This window comes from Leptospira alstonii serovar Sichuan str. 79601, from assembly GCF_000347175.1.
GTDB classification, from domain to species: Bacteria; Spirochaetota; Leptospiria; order Leptospirales; family Leptospiraceae; genus Leptospira; species Leptospira alstonii.
On sequence record NZ_ANIK01000003.1, the window covers coordinates 162,555 to 180,780 of the forward strand.

General features: G+C 40.7%; 15 protein-coding genes. 7 read left to right on the forward strand and 8 right to left on the reverse strand.

Features of this window, described 5'->3' with window-relative positions; genetic code table 11:
- Positions 1–119 precede the first annotated feature (119 nt).
- The 3 genes from LEP1GSC194_RS01085 to LEP1GSC194_RS01100 all read left to right on the forward strand — a co-directional run bounded on the left by LEP1GSC194_RS01085 (position 120) and on the right by LEP1GSC194_RS01100 (position 8,091).
- The gene (locus tag LEP1GSC194_RS01085; protein ID WP_020771910.1) at positions 120–3,302 is read left to right on the forward strand and encodes a SpoIIE family protein phosphatase; all 3,183 of its coding nucleotides are present in this window, start codon (positions 120–122) and stop codon (positions 3,300–3,302) included.
- Positions 3,295–4,185, forward strand: coding sequence for a hypothetical protein (locus LEP1GSC194_RS01090; protein WP_020771781.1), 891 nt, complete (start codon positions 3,295–3,297; stop codon positions 4,183–4,185). Before LEP1GSC194_RS01085 ends, LEP1GSC194_RS01090 begins: the two co-directional genes overlap by 8 nt.
- Positions 4,186–4,881: 696 nt before the next feature.
- The gene (locus tag LEP1GSC194_RS01100; RefSeq protein ID WP_020771901.1) at positions 4,882–8,091 is read left to right on the forward strand and encodes a SpoIIE family protein phosphatase; all 3,210 of its coding nucleotides are present in this window, start codon (positions 4,882–4,884) and stop codon (positions 8,089–8,091) included.
- A gap of 121 nt (positions 8,092–8,212) precedes the next feature.
- Here LEP1GSC194_RS01100 and LEP1GSC194_RS01105 read toward each other — a convergent pair whose 3' ends face one another.
- The 3 genes from LEP1GSC194_RS01105 to LEP1GSC194_RS01115 all read right to left on the reverse strand — a co-directional run bounded on the left by LEP1GSC194_RS01105 (position 8,213) and on the right by LEP1GSC194_RS01115 (position 10,065).
- On the reverse strand, positions 8,213–8,683 hold the full coding sequence (locus LEP1GSC194_RS01105; RefSeq protein ID WP_036040529.1) for a DUF2147 domain-containing protein: 471 nt from the start codon (positions 8,681–8,683) through the stop codon (positions 8,213–8,215).
- A 77-nt stretch (positions 8,684–8,760) separates the two neighbouring features.
- The gene (gene dcd / locus LEP1GSC194_RS01110) at positions 8,761–9,282 is read right to left on the reverse strand and encodes a dCTP deaminase (protein WP_020771938.1); all 522 of its coding nucleotides are present in this window, start codon (positions 9,280–9,282) and stop codon (positions 8,761–8,763) included.
- Positions 9,283–10,065 carry an enoyl-CoA hydratase-related protein gene (locus LEP1GSC194_RS01115; RefSeq protein WP_017808375.1) on the reverse strand — a complete coding sequence of 261 codons (783 nt, stop codon included), beginning with the start codon at positions 10,063–10,065 and terminating at the stop codon, positions 9,283–9,285.
- A gap of 98 nt (positions 10,066–10,163) precedes the next feature.
- Here LEP1GSC194_RS01115 and LEP1GSC194_RS01120 point away from each other — a divergent pair, with 98 nt between their 5' ends.
- Positions 10,164–10,892, forward strand: a complete 729-nt coding sequence (locus LEP1GSC194_RS01120) for an LIC10067 family putative lipoprotein (RefSeq protein WP_061218441.1) — start codon at positions 10,164–10,166, stop codon at positions 10,890–10,892.
- 349 nt (positions 10,893–11,241) lie between these two features.
- Complete coding sequence (locus tag LEP1GSC194_RS01125) at positions 11,242–11,451, forward strand: hypothetical protein (RefSeq protein WP_020771968.1); 210 nt, start codon at positions 11,242–11,244, stop codon at positions 11,449–11,451.
- A 131-nt stretch (positions 11,452–11,582) separates the two neighbouring features.
- On the opposite strand, the gene LEP1GSC194_RS01130 is transcribed toward LEP1GSC194_RS01125, so the two are convergent.
- From LEP1GSC194_RS01130 to LEP1GSC194_RS01140, 3 genes are all read right to left on the reverse strand, one after another.
- The gene (locus LEP1GSC194_RS01130; RefSeq protein WP_020771834.1) at positions 11,583–11,951 is read right to left on the reverse strand and encodes a VOC family protein; all 369 of its coding nucleotides are present in this window, start codon (positions 11,949–11,951) and stop codon (positions 11,583–11,585) included.
- 93 nt (positions 11,952–12,044) lie between these two features.
- Positions 12,045–13,151, reverse strand: coding sequence for a hypothetical protein (locus LEP1GSC194_RS01135; RefSeq protein WP_020771782.1), 1,107 nt, complete (start codon positions 13,149–13,151; stop codon positions 12,045–12,047).
- Positions 13,148–14,788 carry an NAD(P)-binding protein gene (locus tag LEP1GSC194_RS01140; RefSeq protein ID WP_020771842.1) on the reverse strand — a complete coding sequence of 547 codons (1,641 nt, stop codon included), beginning with the start codon at positions 14,786–14,788 and terminating at the stop codon, positions 13,148–13,150. The genes LEP1GSC194_RS01135 and LEP1GSC194_RS01140 overlap by 4 nt, the downstream gene beginning before the upstream one ends.
- A gap of 94 nt (positions 14,789–14,882) precedes the next feature.
- Here LEP1GSC194_RS01140 and LEP1GSC194_RS01145 point away from each other — a divergent pair, with 94 nt between their 5' ends.
- Positions 14,883–15,632 (forward strand): HAD family hydrolase, encoded by a 750-nt coding sequence (locus LEP1GSC194_RS01145; RefSeq protein WP_036040605.1) that lies wholly within the window; start codon positions 14,883–14,885, stop codon positions 15,630–15,632.
- On the opposite strand, the gene LEP1GSC194_RS01150 is transcribed toward LEP1GSC194_RS01145, so the two are convergent.
- Positions 15,621–16,472, reverse strand: coding sequence for a class I SAM-dependent methyltransferase (locus LEP1GSC194_RS01150; protein ID WP_017810137.1), 852 nt, complete (start codon positions 16,470–16,472; stop codon positions 15,621–15,623). The two genes, LEP1GSC194_RS01145 and LEP1GSC194_RS01150, sit on opposite strands and share 12 nt — an antisense overlap.
- Before the next feature lie 149 nt (positions 16,473–16,621).
- Between LEP1GSC194_RS01150 and dapF the strand changes: the two genes are divergently transcribed.
- Positions 16,622–17,467: a diaminopimelate epimerase gene (gene dapF, locus LEP1GSC194_RS01155; protein ID WP_020771793.1), complete on the forward strand. Its 846-nt coding sequence runs from the start codon at positions 16,622–16,624 to the stop codon at positions 17,465–17,467.
- 24 nt (positions 17,468–17,491) lie between these two features.
- On the opposite strand, the gene LEP1GSC194_RS01160 is transcribed toward dapF, so the two are convergent.
- Positions 17,492–18,196, reverse strand: coding sequence for a lysophospholipid acyltransferase family protein (locus tag LEP1GSC194_RS01160; protein ID WP_020771818.1), 705 nt, complete (start codon positions 18,194–18,196; stop codon positions 17,492–17,494).
- Positions 18,197–18,226: the final 30 nt, after the last annotated feature.

Sequence of the window (18,226 nt, forward strand, 5' to 3'; positions counted from 1 at the left end):
CTTATTTTTTCTATTGATTTTTAGTTTTGGTATGAATTATTAAAGCCGTTTTCGAGATTTTTGATGAGTCAGCACTTTTTAGAACCGCATAAAGAATTAGAAAGACGGACCTGGAGATTATGGAATTAGATTTTCTGAGATCAGATTTGATTCTGTTCAATTATTATTCTTTTGGAAGTCTTCTAGTAACGATTACGACCTTTTTTCTCGCCGCCTTTTTTCTCAGTTTAAAAAGAAAGACATTCGCCACGTATCATCTTGGAATTGCCTTCTTTGTGCTCGGTCTTTTTGAGATCGGATATTTTATGGCTGCGTTTTATTATCATCCGATCGCGGCTTACCACAGGTGGCTTACTGGTTGTTTGATTTTACCGACAATCACTCACTTTACTCAATTTTTTATTCGTTATCCAAGTAATAACAATAAGAAGTTCGCATTTTGGATGATGGTTTTCCAACACGGTCTCGGATTCATCGTCGCCTGTTTTTTTATTTATCTCACTTTTATTTCGGAAAAGATCTATCACTTTACGGCGCATCATTGGGATTTTAACGCTCTGATTGCGAGCAAGTATCTTGCGTTGATCATCGCTTTTTACTCCGTCATTGCCTTTATCCTCGTTCCCGCTTGGAGAATCATCACGGATAAAGAGAAGAAAAGATTTGCGATCTTCTTATTTGCGCTCGGGTTTATGATAGCGGCCTTTTATCCGAATATTGCTAACGTCTTGAGTCGAGACGGTTACATGGAAAGATCCACATACATGACCTCGAACGTCATTTTCTTTATCGCGGCGTTTTCGGTTGTGGTGATCGTTTTTATAAACAGTAGTACCGAAAGGACCACTTTCATGGTCAAGATCGTAGGGATTACCTTATTTACGATTTGTTTGATCATGCAGGCCCTTGTTTTTATTTCCAATCAAGACAAGGAAGCGGAATACGACAGTTTGCACATCGTAAATAGCGAACGGGTTTTGGAAAGCGGTCGGGGTAATAGCGAAGTGCAATATATACTTCGATACGACGAAAGAACGGGCGAACTGAACGCCGACGATTACGATCCGAAGTACGGATTGGATCTTTCTCTCGTAAAAGTGGACTTACAAAATACTTTAATCTACGAAGAAATTGTCGCTCTCAAAGAGGATAATTTCCGCGAAGATCTTAAACTCATTTTGGACGGATCGCCCGAATACTTTTCGGGTCACAGAGATACGATTTATAAGTTCGTAAAGGAGAATTCCTCCCTAAATACGAAGGATTTAAAAAAGGCCCTTTTGAAAGATGCAGAAAAGCTAAATAGGGACGCTTTCGTAAATACCAATAAACTACAAGGACTCAATTCCGACTCTTTTTGCGATCAAGGTAAGTCCTACTTGGAAAAAAATAAGGATTTGGAATCTTACAAAAACGGAATTTTGAAAAATTTGGAAGGATGTAGCTGGAAAGGAAAAGAAATTTCCGGTAAAGAGTTGAAAGCCGAATTCTTAAAATACTTCAGTTATTTCAAACCCGCGGAAACGAGACATTATAGAAGAAGTATAGACGGACTGGGTCATCACGTCGCGTTTATGAAGTATGTTCCCGCTAAAAAACAAGTGGTCGAGTTCGGATTCTCTTATAAAAAATATAGAGAATTCGTACATCCTACTTCCGTAAAACAAACGATCATTCTATTTGCCGTGATCTTTGTGGTTCTTGTATTATTCCCATTGTTCTTCAAGAGTAGTCTCGTCAATCCGTTGAACAACTTATTGTCCGGGGTGGAAAAAGTAAACAAAGGCGATCTTGACGTTCAGGTTCCCGTAAAGGTAAAAGACGAGATCGGATTCTTGGCGGATTCGTTTAACTCGATGGTTTCTTCCATCAAACAAGCCAGAAGGGAACTTCAGGATTATGCGGAAAACTTGGAAGAAAAAGTAAAAGAAAGAACTCAGGAAGTTCAGGAAAAAATGGAGGAAGTCCAAAGGCTGAAAGTTCAGCAGGACGGGGATTATTTCCTAACTTCCCTTTTAGCAAAACCGCTTTTTTACAACGCAAACAAATCGAAACTCGTTAATACCGAATTTATGCTGAAACAAAAAAAGCAATTCGAGTTCCGTGGAAAACATTCCGATCTCGGCGGAGACATTTGTATTACCGGGAATTTACGCTTAGGAACACCGGATCATTATAAACGTTATACGATGGTGATGAACGGAGACGCCATGGGAAAATCCATGCAGGGCGCCGGAGGCGCTTTGGTTATGGGCGTAGTGATGAACTCCATTATGGCTCGTTCGGCGGCAAACAATAGAATTTTGGATAGAACGCCTTCCGAATGGTTAGGAGACGTATATAACGAAATTCATTCCGTATTTAAATCGTTTAACGGAAGTATGGTGATCTCCGCCACGATCTTTTTGATCGAAGAGGAAACCGGAAAATGTTTTTACTTCAATGCCGAACATCCTTTTACCGTTTTGTATCGAGACGGAAAGGCCAGCTTTTTGGAGGAAGGACTTCAACTCCGCAAATTGGGGTTGGATTCGGAGTTCGATTTTCAAGTGCGAAATTTCGAACTGAAAAAAGGGGACGTTCTGATTCTCGGATCGGACGGGCGTGACGATATCGATTTGAGTCCCGAAGAAACGGTAAGAACGATCAACGAAGATGAAAATTTGTTCCTCGTAAACGTGGAAAAAGGAAGAGGAAACTTAGAAGATATCGAGACTGAAATCCGCAAATACGGAGAATTAACGGACGATCTTTCCCTTTTAAAAGTCGAGTTCCAAACCGAAAAGAAAAATGACGAATTGGATGAGATGTTTACCGGCGGTGATCGAATCGAAGTCGCATTAAATCCCGACGTGATTTATGAAGACGCAAAACAACTTTATAAAAACGGCAAAGTGGACCAGGCTCTTGAACTTCTCAAAACCGGATATACACACGATACCGCAAATCAAAAGATCAATAAACTTTTGGGTCTCTTAAGTTTTAAGGGCAAGGATTATACGACCGCGATCGAAGTTTTGAACAACTATCTCAAAACGGATCCGGGATTACACGAGTATTGGTTCTATCTTTCGATCGCAAACAAAAAGGTAGGAAAGTATGAACAAGCGCTTCAAGCAAGTTTGAAGTTGAACGACATTCAACCCGAGAATTTATCCAATTTGATCAATCTTTCCGATATCTATCGTTTGATGGATCAATTCGATTTGGCCGAAGAAGCGGCTCGAAAATTGATACACTTGGATCCCGGAAATCAAAATGGGGAAAGGCTTTTGAAACTCATCGAAAGAGATCGTGCGTAAGTTTTTATTCGGAATCTTATTTCTAATTTCTTTTAATCTTCATTCGGATAAAAGCGCTTGGATTCGAAGAATTCCCCTGAATCGAGGGGAACTCGCGCTTGAAATTCGAAACGGTTCCCAAGATAAGAGTTGGAACGAGTTCGCTTATCGCAAAACTTCCGATCTTTTTAAAGCCTTAGAATCATATACCGGCATTTCCTTTCACGAAGCGAGCGCTTCCGTATTCGAAGGTCAAAAAGCTTCCGAAAAGTATAAGGTCCTTTTGGTGGTTCAAGATCGAATCCTTTTAAACGGAACCAGAGTAGGAGGATACAATAATATCTCCGGAGACTTTGGACCCACGCGTGGAATTTTTATGGAATCCGATCTTTCACCGGCGGGATATCCTGCGTTATTGTTTCATGAACTCGGACATTTTTATTTTTCGGATCTACCTTGGTTGAGTGAGGGAATGGTTTCCTTCTTACCTTTTGTTTTGTATAAGGAAAAAAAAATCAATCTCACAAAGGAAGAGCTGATTTCAATGGCGGAGGAATGGAGTACGGAAGAAGGGCTTCAAGGCGGAAAGGATTTTCCATTGGATCCTGACTTTAGGGAAAAATATCCTTCGGCGACTCCTACGTTTTACAATAAAGCATTAAAAATTCAATATATTCTTTATAAGGAATTGGGTCCTGCGGGATACCGGGATTTTGTCAAAAAATTGGTCTTCGAAAATTCTCCCAAAACTACGAGAGAAGTCATTTTAAAACTAAAATCCATTCGAGATAAAAATTGGACCGGTTTGTTGAAAGGTTGGGTTACTCCCGGTCCTTACGAAGTTTATACTTGGAAAACTTTCCAAAAAGATTCCATCCTCGGAACGTTCGTACAACTCCCTTAGTATAACCTTACGATAGGCAAATTATCTTTTTCGAAATACAAAACTCACTTGTCGGTTAACGTGGGTTCGACGGTTGAAAGTTTGGGCGAATCCGGTTCTTGGCTTTGCCAAGCTCCGGACCGCGCTTTCTGCTTTGATCAACAAATTGATGGATTGCTCGAAAAACGAAATCTTTCCACATTCCAATTTGTTGATCTCGCTTCAATCGCTTTCGCATTGATTACACCGAACTCGCGTTAAATATAAGGGCGCCTCCGTCCGAATATCTACGTATCCTGAAAATCCGGTCTTCTCGTTTAAAAAAAATAGAATATTTGAAAAATTGCATTTATTTTAATTACTTAAGTAAAGGATTATGGTGTGTCCGAAGACAGCAACATTGAGTTATCGCTTCGCGGTTTTTGCCAATCTGACTCCCTGAACTAAACTGAATCGCCTCCTGGATGCCGATCCATAGAGAGGCTCGCTTGAGTTTCCTGGGCGCAATTCAGGTCGTTCAAAAATGTTCGATTATTACATTGAGATAAGTTCCGCGATCATTCGTTAAATTGAATTCATTTCGATTTTATCATTGAAAGTAGGATTCGCGTAGTTAAAGTAACGTCGTTCTGAAAAGATAAAAATCGATTCGATTCGATTCGATTCGGTCCGGATCGGATCGGTCAAAAATTTCCTTAAAGAAAGGTTTATTAAATTATGGGTGAAACTGGATCCGTCTGGAACAATGTACTTCTCAATTATTATTCGTTCGGAAGTTTGTTATCGTTTTTAGCTGCCATGTTGATTTCCGGCGTTTTTCTTTTTATCGATAAAAAAGTATCGAGCACCAAACACTTGGCGATCGGGTCTTTTCTTCTCGGGGTATTTCAATTCGGTTATGTTTTTGCCGCGGTTCTTTATCATCCATTCGCGGCGTATCATAGATGGATTACTGTGGGTTTAATTCTTCCCGCAATCTTGCACATAGGACAGTTCGTCGCTCGTTATCCCGAAAACGATTTTCCGAAATTTAACCGAGCGACTACGATTTTGTTGTGGGTAATCGCCGTAATTTCAGTGGGTTATTTCTGTTTTTCGACTTGGAACGCTTCGGTAAAATACCACTTCACCGCGCATCATTGGGATTTTAACGCCGAAAACGTAAGTAGAACAATCGCCATCATCATCTTTACCTACGTGTTCATCAACTTTCTAGCGATTCCGATCTGGAGAATGATTCATCTTCGCGGAAAAACCAGATGGATCATCTTTGCATTTCTGATGTCCTTTTTGGTGGGGGGAACGGTTCCCGTTGTAGCCAATCTTTTGAGTAGAGACGGTTATATAGAGAGATCGATTTATCTTACTTCAATCGTTCTTTTGTTTATGGTGGCGTTCTTTATCATTCTCATTTTATATCTGAATTTCTCCGTAGAAAAAACTTCTTTCATGCTCAAGATCGTCGGAATTACGTTCGTTACCGTCTTGATCATCATGCAAGCTTTGGTTTATATTTCCAACCGGGATAAAGAATCCGAATACGATACTCTGAGTCGTATTCACATGGAAAAGGCATTGGAAAGCGGAAGCGTCAAAGGAGGAATCTCTTATATAATCAAATGGAATCCGGCCGTGAATTCCTTTGATAGGGAAAAATACGATCCTAAAGTTCATCCGGATCAAGAACGAATCGAAATCGATTTTAAAAATACGCTGTTATATGAGGAAATATTCGATCTTTCTGAAAAAGGTTTTAGAGAATCGCTTTTGAAACTTATGGACCGTTCTCACGAGAACTTCGGTGGGTATAAATATTCGATCGTAAATTTCCTGAAAGAACACTCCGATTTGGAGGATAGAACTCTTAAACTCGCTTTGAATAAGGAGTTATCCAGGTTGGGATTACATGTGTTTGTGGCTTCCAACAAGCTGGATAATATTTTTGCGGAAGATTTTTGCGAGAAAGGAAAGAGTTATTTAGAGAACGCCGAAGAAGTAAAGATGTTCCGAATCTCATTGGAATCCCGTTGGAACTTCTGTAAATGGGACGGCAAAGATATAAGCCCGACTAAACTCAAGGAAGAAGTTTTAAACTACTTTCGCCCTTTTGTTCCTTCTCTTACGAGATATTATCGTAAGAAGGACGTGGAAGATCATAGTCTTCATTACATAGGATTTATCAAATACGATCGAGAAAAGAATAACGTAAGCGAAGTCGGATTCTCTTACAGAGCCTATCGAGAGTTTATGCATCCTACCGCGTTAAAACAAATCATAGTTCTCGGCGTGGTGATTATCGTGATCATTCTTTTATTTCCTCTTTTTTTTCGTGGAAGTCTCGTTTCTCCGTTAAACGATTTATTAAACGGCGTTAAAAAGGTGAACGACGGAAATTTTGAAGTTCAAGTTCCGATCCGTGTAAAAGACGAGATCGGATTTTTGGCGGATTCGTTTAACAACATGGTCTTATCGATTCGCGACGCCAGAAAGGAACTTCAGGATTACGCGGAACACCTCGCCACAAAAGTTCGTCTGAGAACGGAAGAGTTATCCGAAAAAATCGAGGAGTTTCAGAGACTCAAGGTTCAACAAGACGGGGATTATTTTTTGACGTCCCTTCTTGCAAAACCTTTGAACTATAACGCGAGTAAGTCGAATCGGATCGCCACTCAATTTTTACTCAGACAAAAAAAGCAGTTCGAGTTTAAAGGGAAACGAGCCGATTTAGGCGGCGATATCTGCGTGACCGGGAATCTGCGTTTAGGAACCGCTTCCGATTACAAACGATATGTCTTTGCAATGAACGGTGACGCGATGGGTAAGTCGATGCAGGGCGCCGGAGGCGCTCTGGTTATGGGAGTTGTCGTCAATTCGATTCTGGCTCGCTCCGCCGCGGACAATCGGATTCTCGATATGTCTCCGGAACAATGGCTTACGGAAACGTATGAGGAAGTAAACGCAGTATTTAAATCGTTTAACGGAAGTATGGTGATTTCGGCTTCCTTCTTTCTAATCGAAGAAAATTCCGGTAAAACTTATTACTTCAATGCGGAACATCCTTTTACGGTTTTGTACCGGGATGGAAAGGCTATCTTTTTGGATTCTTCCTTAATGCTCCGTAAGATCGGTTTGGAATCGGAATATACGTTTCAAGTTTTTACGACGACCTTAAAAGAACGGGATGTTTTAATCGTGGGTTCGGACGGTAAGGACGATCTGGATCTTACTCCCGATCAGGAAACCAGAACGATCAACGAAGATGAAACTCTCTTTTTAAAAACCGTGGAGCTTGGAAAGGGAAACCTAGAACAAATCGAACAATTGATCTATAAGAACGGGGAGATTACCGACGATCTTTCTCTTTTGAGAATCGAGTACGGAATTCATCAATTGAATCCGGAAAAAAGTTCTTCGGAGGCGGCGGATAATACGGGGAATATTTCTTTAAACGATAAGGAAGCGGATTGGAGCGTATCCTATTCGCACGCGCGGCAGTTGTATAAGGACGGAAACGTAAAAGAAGCGATTGATGAACTTTCCGATCTTTATTCTAGAATTCCTGAAGATTCCAAAGTAATAAAGTTGCTCGGGCTTTTGAGTTTTAAGGACAAGGACTACGTAAAAGCGGTGGAAGTATTAGAAAAGTATCTCGAATTGGATCCCGAGTTGAGCGAATACTGGTACTATCTTTCCGTTGCGAACAAAAAATTAGGAAGATTGTCCGAAGCGATTTTGGCATCTGAAAAAGTCCTCGCAAAACAGCCGGACAACGCAAATAATCTCGTCAATCTTGCGGACTTATATAGACTTCAAAGCGAATATACTCGAGCAAAAGAAATTGCAATGAAGGCTTTGGATTTGGATCCTCAGAACGAAAACGCCAAAAAGATTCTTAGAAAAATCGAAGATAACGTATTCAAGATATAGATTCGGTTTTTTGAGATAAGTTTTAAAAAACTCTCCGTCGGATTGATCGGAGAGTTTTTTAATTTTGCAACAAAAGATTGTTTATCATTCCTTTTGATGGAAATTAAAAACTTGGGAAATTTTATTTTACTCTGGTCCAGCTAGACTCTTTTCCGATCATCATAAAGCCTACTTTATAACCGCCTTTCAGATCTAAATTTTCAGCTCCCTTTAAAGTAAGTTTTCCGTCGTACGTGTTACCGCTTTTCGCATCATAAATTCGACCACCCGACCAAACTTGTTCTCCATCATAACTGAAACCGGTAAGAAAAACCAAACCTAATACTGGACGTGTACGGAGACTTTCATCTTTGTTACGAATATCTACTTTTGGAGAGCCCGGAGTTCCTTCCGTACTACCGGCAGGATAAACGGGTTCCTTCAACCAAACTAACTTTCCGCAAATTTTAGCTCCGCATTTATACAATTCAACGTGGGCGTCTTTGTCCTTGGTCAGCCATTTTCCAAGAACCGCATCTTCTTCACCGGCAAACGCGGGCGTTGAAATCAATACGAACGCAAAAAAAATTGCGATTATTCTAAACTTATTCATTCCATTCTCCAAAAAGTGTTTTGCGGTCAAAATTTTGGAAAGAACACGGAGAAAGTCAACAAAAAAGAAAAGGATTTCTATTTCTCGAAATCTTTATATAACATTGAAGGTTGGATTCCCTGATTGGCCTGGTACTTTCCGGATGTATATTCCGTTATCGGTCCTTCAAGAGTATGATAGAAAATTTGACAAACTTCAACGCCGGGATATACGATGAGAGGTTGGATGACGGAAATTTCCAGAGTCCAAAATCCTTTAAAACCCACGTCGCCAAATCCCGCGGTTACGTGAACAAGCATGCCCAGTCTTCCTATGGATGATCTGCCTTCGAGCATCGGAACCAAGTTATGCGTTTCGGTGAATTCTAAGGTTCTTCCCAAATACAACACGCCCGGTTTTAGTAAGAGGCCGGCTTCCGGTATGATCAGCTTTTCGGCGGGATTTTGTTTTTTCATATCCAGAGGAAGTTCCTTATAAATCAGAAGTTCCTCGTGAAGTCTTAGGTTGTAGGAATTTGGATTGAGTTGTTTTTCCGAATAGGGAGTAATTACGATATCTTGACCGATTCGTTTCTGAATTTCTTTTCCTGTAAGAATCATTTATCTTCCTTTAAAAATCGGCTTTCGTTTTTCTTGAAATGCCTTAAGTGCCTCCGACCGATCTTCCGTCTTTAAGGTTTCGTCGTAATATTTACTCTCCGTTTTGAGAGCCTTTCGTATATCCTGACCATAACCTTCCGCGATTGCTTTCTTTGCAAGCTGAAGTGCGATAGGCGCGCAGTGAGAGGTCATTTCTTCCGCTAACATTTTTGCTGCGGGAAGAGAAGAATCGTGCCAGATTGAATTTGCGAGCCCGTAACTCAAAGCGGTTTGTGCGTCGATCGTCTTACCCGTAAAAATCATCTCTTTGGCTTTCGCGATTCCGATTCTTCGCGGAAGTCTTTGAGTTCCTCCGGCTCCGGGTATGATTCCTAAGCGAGTTTCCGTAAGTCCGATTCGGATATCGTTTTTAAGAAGGATGAAATCGCAACAAAGCGCAAGTTCCAATCCTCCTCCGAACGCATCCCCGTCCAATGCGGCGATGGTCGGATATGGAAAGTTTTCCAATTCCAAAAAACAATTTTTAAGATCCTGCAAAAAACGTTTCACTTCTTTGGCGGACATAGTGGTTCTTTCTTTTAAGTCGGCGCCAGCGCAAAAGGATGGTCCGATTCCGCCGAGAACGAGAGCTCGAATGGATTTTTCCTTTTTGGCTTTTAGAATGTTTCCGTGAAGCGTTGAAAGAAGTTCTTTGCTGATTGCATTTCTCTTTTCGGGCCTGTTTAGGAGTAAAACCGCGATTTCTTGTTCCGTAGAATACGATACTGTGGAGGATTCGATCATTTCAATGTGTCATTTTTTCAGTAGAATAATTCTTGCCGAAACCTTTTTGTCCCGGTAAATTAGATTGCCCATCGTAAATTTTTTAAACTAAGTAAGTTATGCTACATAAATCGATAAAAATTCTTTTAACATTCCCACTATTTCTTTTCCTTTTTCAATGCGATAAAAGTAATTCAAACAACAATTTATTAGTCGGGCTTGGATTAGGAAGTCCCGTGATCACTGTAATTGATCCTCCGGCGGGATCACCTCCTCAAACAGACGGAGTTTCTTATACGGGGACTCAGATCACGATCAAAGGGAGAAATTTCACTCCGAATTCAACGGAAACGATCGTGAAGTTTAACGGACTTTCCGGTACGATATTTTCCGCAACGACGACCGAAATCATCACAACGATTCCGACGGGAACGACTGCCGGATTTTTGACCGTGTCTAAGGCAGACGGAGTTTGTGACACTGTCTACGGAACCGACGGCTACAACTGTTCGGCTAGAAGATTTTATGTGGATTGTTATAAGGCTTACGGTAATATTTACGGAGACGAAACGGCGATTAATTACCCCGATTCTCAGACGATCCGATTTACGGAAGATTATTCCACAAAAGCTTTTCGTTCCAATTTGAGAGAGACGGGGGGAACGATTCTTACCTTCGAATGTGATAACCTAATCAGCGTGAAATATTTTTCGACGAATTGTACGGCCTCAACTCTGGGAACCTTTACGGCTCCCGTTTTCAATCCGACTATCAACTTTACGGATAATTACGCGGTTCAGTATTTTATAACGACTGCAAAAGGAAGTTGTAAGATCGGTTTTCAATGAGTTGTTGAAAAATTCCATCGTTCAGATTTAACAAAACTGCTTCAATCATCCATTTCAATGAAGCAAAAACAGATGGGGAATTAATTTTTCAACAACTTCTAATGAGTAAATCTTCAGAGTGTGGGAACTCCTACTTTTTGAACTCAAAGAATCTTTTCTAAAAATTACGGGTTCCTACGTTTTCTGAACTGAAAAAACGGATATTTGCGGCCATGCAAAAATATAAGAGTTCCCACATTTTACAGAACTTGTGGCCCAAACGTTAGGAATCTAACATCCGATCGAATTCTCATTAAAAAATGTTTGGTTTTTTTCATAAATCTGTTAGAGTTCGATTAGGAGTTGTATCATGAAGGTAGTTTCCTCCGTTCAGCTAGGGCTTCCGGAAAAAGGAGTCAAGGATACAAGAAAAATCCCTAAAGAAGAGGGGATGGTTCGCGTCGAGCCTTATGAAAATAAGCAGGCTAACGTTTCAGACAAGAGAGCCTTTGCAGTTGAAGCCGGTCAAAACGGGGATTTCTACAAGGTTAAGGGTACTTTTATCGATAAGGTAAGCTGAGCCGGGAGGAAATGGCTCGGAACTTTAGAGAATAAAAAAGCCTCTCAAAGAGAGGCTTTTTTTATACCTGAAAGAAAATATTTCTTAATTCCTATCGTGGAGTTTTCACTCATTCGAGTGATTTTTCTTCCTCAGTCTTTGTAGCTAATCTCTAAAACGTTTCCGGATGGATCTAGGAAATGTAAAAATTCGCCTGCACTATTTGTTTCAGGTCCGCGAACGATCGATATTTTGTTTTCTTCCAACTCCGCGATCGCTTCGGTAAAATCGTCCACATCCAGAACGAAACTGAGAACGGGAATCTTGTTCTCTCCTAAGGAGTTTTTGAAGCCGGAAATTTTCTGAAGTTTGATGTTGATTGTATCCAATCCCATCACCACGTATTCGCCGGATTTTTCGTCTACCGATTCAAAATCGAATATATCAGAATAAAACTTCGCAGAGACTTCCGGATTCTCCGCAGGTATTAAGAAATAGTCGATTCCTTCAACGATAATCATGGATCCATTCCTGTTTAACTTTTTCGTCATTGTGGAAGGAAAACCTGGATTGTCTATTTAAAAACTAAAACCGGTTTCGAATGTGATAGAATTTCAAAAAAACGCGTTTTTGTAATTATCTTCGGAAATCTCAAAAAAGTGAGATAGTCTTGGATTGTGTTTTCCGATCTTCCAGAGATACGCATCCAAAACATAATGAGTAAATTGAGGAAGAAAAAGTAAGGAAATCAAAAGAGCTGAAGCGAATTCGGGAAGTTCGAAGGAATAGAAACTTGAGTTTTTAAAAATGGAAGAATGATCTTTCCAAATAAAACTGTCCCAGATCCATTCTTCCGCAAAAGCAAACAAGAATAGAACGCATAAAAAGCAGATAAGAATTTTCATCCAAGATCCGGTTTGAAACGTTTTTACTTTGATTTCCGAAACATTTTGAACCGTGTAATAAAAAAGTAAAAAAATATAGGGAACACCGTGATTGATTACGTTCGTAATCGTAAAAGAAAAATCGGAATTGAAATAAACGATTCCAAAATACCAAACGACCCAAGTATTGAATACGAGTAAAATCTTACCCAAAGGTAAGGAACGATATTTTACGAAATAATATACATGAACGAGAATATAAAGACAAAGCCAAATTTTTTGAAACCAAAGTAATACGTTTGCCAAATCAGGAAGCGGATACGTCCAAAAATCCCCGTCCATAAACCAAGAAAATTCTCTTTTCTGATCGGTAAGGTGCCAGTATACAATCGGAACGCCGCCCATCAAATAGATCGTAACTTTATCGAGTAGGAAGGGAATTTGAACCGAAGTAGTTTTCTTTCGATAAAGAGCCAAGAATCCGAACTGTTGTCGAATGAAGTGAAACACGGCAAGGTAAGCCATGATTCTCCAAAACCAAATCGTTCCGAAAGAATACAAAAAAACAGAAAACAAAAAACAAACGATCGGCGCCGTAATCAAAAGATTTTTTTTCTCTTTCCATTCTTCCTCGTTGAAGTATGACCGAAAGAGAGTCGAGTATACGTGGGCTACGTCGATCAGTAAAACTGCGCAGAACCAAGTCCAAGGACCGATTTCAAAAGGAAGAATATTCCATTCTCTTAATATAAATAAGGATAATACGGAAACGATTCCCGGAAGAATGATGAAAGTAAGATCGAGAGAGGGTTTAAAGATCCAACCTTTGGAATTCATACTTTTTGTTCTCCGAGAACTTTATTGGCCGCGTCGTATCCTCGTATCAGGGCTTCTTCGAAAATGGAAATTCCGCTAAGATCCGAATGAGCGAAATGGAGATTCGGATAGGAGACGGAAAGTTTTTCCCTTTGTCCTCCCCAAATCAATCCGGGAACGGGACGAATCATCGCGTGCGCGTAGGTCATCACGTCGAGGTTTTGGATTCTCTTTTCGATATCCGGATGGGCTTTTTTTAAATCGGACAAAATCGATTCCTTCCAATCGGACCAAGAAGTTCTCATCATTCTTTTGCGTGTGGAAACCGTGTCCTTTTCACCGAAGGCTTGGTAATACGTGAGAACGGATTCCTCCCTGCCCGCGCGCAAATCTTGGTGCGTCGATACGATGTAACCTAGGGAGGGACTCTGATAAATCACGTTGTCCCAACAAGGAGGAATTCCTTTTCCTGTCGGGACTTTATCCACGCTCAAATTGGCAACGAGCCAAGGAGAATAAATCAGTCCTTCGGTTACGTTCGACTTTTCGCCGAGAATATACTTTCGAGTGAAAGATGGAAGAGCGTAAACGATCGAATTACAGAGAATGTTTTTTTGTTCCTTTGTGGATGGGTTATAAATCCGAACTTCGAATCGACCTTCCTTTGAATCCGATGGTTTTACTTTTTCTACGAGTGTTGCGGTTTGAATTTTGGATCGAATAGGAGATTTTAATTTTTCCGCTAAAAAACCGTTTCCTTCCGGCCAAGTGAGAAGAGTTAGGTCCTCTCCGTTTTTATCCACGGGACGAGAACAAAAATAATGCAGGCCGATCCACGCGGAAACCGTGTTTAAAGAACCGCCGAAATCGTCTCTAACGGAATAATCCAAAAACCAAAATAGTTCTTTGGTTTTGAATCCCTGCTCTTTGATATATTCAAAAAAATTAATTTGATCCAGTTTTAAAATTTCCGGATCTCTGGAAGATAAATCGACCGGAATCGAGAACGCTTTTTTACCGTCTCTTCCGATCTTTGATCTCCAATTCAGAACGAGTTTTTTAAATTTTTGTTCCTCGTTTGCGGCCGTTGACCCGGATGTTCCTGCGGGATATAAACCCTCGTTCCATCTTCCTTGATAGAAAATTCTTTCTTCGGGATCAAAACAAAGAAATCTTTCGTCGTAGACGGGTTTTCCGTTTTTATCCTTACCCACGATGATTTTGTTCTCTTCTAAAAACTTGCGGACAAGAACCGCTTCTTCTCCGGGTTGCGGTAAATAATGCGCCCCCCAAGGATAAGAGCCGATTGAATTTCTCCCCGATCTCGAATTTCCGCCGGAGTCATTTTCCAATTCGAGAATTTTAAACTCATCAAATCCCGATTTTTGAAGATAATAACCCGCGCTGAGTCCGGAGATTCCTCCGCCTAAGATCAACACTTTTACCGTTTCGGAAATCGAAAGATTTATGTTGGAAGTTACGTTTGATTCGATATCCTTTCGAATTCTGTGACCGACTTCCGCGTCGGGACCGAGAATTTTTCCGGAAATTTTTTGTTTGAATCTTAAAAACCAGATTCCGCTAACGAGCGCTGAAAGACAAAAACCCAAAATTGCAAGAAAGGATTTTCGGGATATGATTTCTGGATTGTCGTTCATGCTTGTTGGGAAGGTTGAAGGGAATGTCCAATCCTGCAAGGAAAAATGGAGTAAAAGAATTGCGTTTGAAGTCGTAAGGATTCTTTTGCAAGGAATGGCTCTTTTTCTGGATTTTGACAATACTCTTTTGGATTCGATCGGAATCTACGAAACGACGATTCGGCAACTTTGTGAAAACGCAAAAGAATACGGATTTTCTTCAACGAAAGAATTTTCACAATTTTACGAGACCGCGAGAAAGGAAACAAAGTCGCAATTACGAGATTCTCCTTCGAATCGTCTTCGTTTGATCTATTTCAAAAAAATGTGTTTGTCCAAATGGGGAACTCTGGACCCGAAATGGATTTTAAAATTAGAAAACGATTACTTTCGATCCTTTCAAGAAGGGATTCAAATTCGTAAAAAAAAATACGAAAAAGAATACAAAGAAGTTTTTGCGCTTTTGAAAACAATTTCAGAAAAACATAAACTTCTTTTTTGCACGAACGAAAACTTGAGAACACAATTGATTAAGTTCAGTCTTCTGATTCCAAAAACGTTTCCGTATGCGATCTTGAGTTCGGAAGAAGTCGGAAAGGAAAAACCTTCGAAAGAATTCTTTTCCATGGCCGAGGCACTTGTGAATCCCGAGGCTGCGATTGCCATGATCGGAGATTCCTTAAAAGACGACGTGGAAGGCGCGCTTCGTTATGGAATTCCGGCAGTTCATCTGAAATCGGTTTTTTCTAAAAAACAAAGTCCAATCGAGGATAGAAAAATCACTTTTGAGATCGGTTCGAACCAACAAGAATATTCTTATCTGGAAGCGAACGATCTGAGAACGGCTTTGAAGTTATTTCTTTAAGACGGCGAATAACGTGTTGTTCAAATTCATCGTTTTGAAAGTGAATAACCAGAGAATTTTGGTCGCGTAATAATAAACTTTTTTAAAAAGAGAACCGAAACTTCCGCCTTGACTCCCCGAAACCGAAGCGATCGGTTTGAGAATCGTAAACTTACAATCCGTAAACCCGGTTTGTTTTGCGAGCATTTTCATCGTTTTTTCGGCGTAGTCGTTGATATGATCCTTTGCTTCGAGATAGTGACCGTCGGGTCTCATACCTTTCAACATCACTTTTAATTTCGCTTTAAAAAGTTGGATTGGAAAATTCGGCGTTTGTAAAAAAAGAATTCCGCCAGGTTTTAAAAGAGAATGCAAATATTCTAATAAACTATGAGGTTTCGGAATGTGCTCGATTACGTCCCAGAGAGTGATGACGTCCAAGGAGCCTTTTGCAATGCCGGAGTTTTGAACGATTCCCGGAAAAACGTTTTTCAATCCGTTTTTATCCCTGGCAAATCGAACCGCCTTTTCGGATATTTCGTAACCCGTAGCTTCCCAACCGGTTTTTTGATCTGCAATTCGCTTAACAAAAAAACCGAGCCCGCAACCCACGTCTAAAATTTTGCCCGAAGGCGCGGTTAAAAATTCATCGATAAAGTCCTGATAGATTTCTCTGTGAGCGTGATCCCACCATCCGAGATCATAAGAGGAATCGTCGTCCCAATAACCTTCGTAGTGTTCATCTTGTTCGTATGTGGAAAAAACGTGACTACAATCGGAACAACGCACGATATCGATTCCATTCTCCACAAAAACCGTGGAATTTTGAGTGCTTGAGCAGAGATAACAGGTTCGGTTCAAAAAAGCCCCCGGGCGAATCGTCGCATTTTCAACATCTTTGTTTGAAGTCGAAAAAGCCAGAAAAAAGCGCGCGGCTTTTTCTTGTTTTTGAATTTCCTCAGGTAACAGTCTAAGAAAATATAGAACTCAATTCATCTCTAGGAGTTTCCGTGGCAGCGCTTAAATTTACCAAAATGGAAGGAATCGGTAACGACTACGTTTATATCGATTCAACTCGGACCGATATTCGTCTGACTCCGGAACAGATTCAAAAAATATCCGATCGTAATTTCGGAATCGGAAGCGACGGAGTTATCTTTATCCGCAGTTCAAAACAAGGCGACTTTATGATGGATATGTACAACTCGGACGGAAGTTCTTCCGAGATGTGCGGGAACGGAATCCGCTGCGTTGCCAAGTACATCTACGATCACGGTTTGACGAATTCTAAAAATCCGAAAATCGAAACCGGCGCTGGAATCCTCGAAGTGGATTTGAAAATCGGATCCGGCAATAAAGTCGATCTCGTCAGCGTTGATATGGGAAAACCCATTCTTGTACCCTCCAAAGTTCCTGTGATTTGGAACAACGAAGATACGATCATCGATCAATCTTTTGAGATTGATGGAAGGAGTTTGAAGTTCACGGCCGTTAGTATGGGAAATCCGCACTGCGTGATTTTTGTGGACGATGGCGATCGATTTCCCGTAAGAGAAATCGGTCCGTTGATCGAACGTTATTCTATCTTTCCAAAACGGGTGAACGTGGAGTTTGTCACCGTTCGCGGTAAGGATCATCTTTATCAAAGAACCTGGGAAAGAGGAGCGGGAGAAACCCTTGCCTGTGGAACCGGAGCCTGTGCGGTTATGGTTGCGGGAAATTTAACGGAAAGATCCGGAAAGGACGTTCAGATCGATTTAAGAGGGGGAACTCTTAGGATTCAATGGCAGGAATCGGGAAACGTTTTAATGACCGGACCCGCTCGTGAAATTTTTTCGGGAGAAATCGAAGTTTAGAATTTTCTAAACTTCGAATGTAATTTAAACTACTTCCGTTTTTTGTAAACTTTGCATTCTCGCTCGAACCTCGTCGGAAAGTTTTTTGAGATTGTCTTCCAACTTTCCTTCGAGATAAGGTCTATGATCGATTTTAGGTCCGTAAAGAACGCGGACCTTTTTGTAAATGGATCTTCGTTTGATATCACAGACTTCTTTCGGCATTCCCATAAAAGAACGAACTAAGGAAGGAATCGGAATATCGGAGTAACTTTCTTCGGTTGGAACGATTACCGAAGGAAGAATATCGACTTTGTTTCGAATCGAGAACGCCGCAAAACCTTCGTGAAATCGCACCATCGGCGCGGAGAAGTCGTTTTGAACCATGTAGTCGTGACCTTCGGGAAAAATTCCCAAAACACCTTCTCTCTTAAAAACCTGCTGCACCATTTTGATGCTTGCCATGGAAATTTTTCCGTCGATCGCCATCGGAATTCCTCCGGCCAACTTGGCTAAGTCTTTGAAGATGGGAATTCGAAACGTATAATCCGCAGCGATCCAGGAAATATATCGAGGAAAGGTATAGGAAAGAATAAACGGGTCCATATCGGATCTGTGATTACTAACAAGGATTAGTTTGCCTTCCCGGGTGATGTGTTCCGTGCCATACGCGTTGATGTTAACGGCAAAACCCAAAAAAGGGGCCACAAACTGCTTCAGTCTAAGATATGTTTGAGCTTCCTTTTCCATGATTTACTCCCTCGAATCGTTGCGATGAGG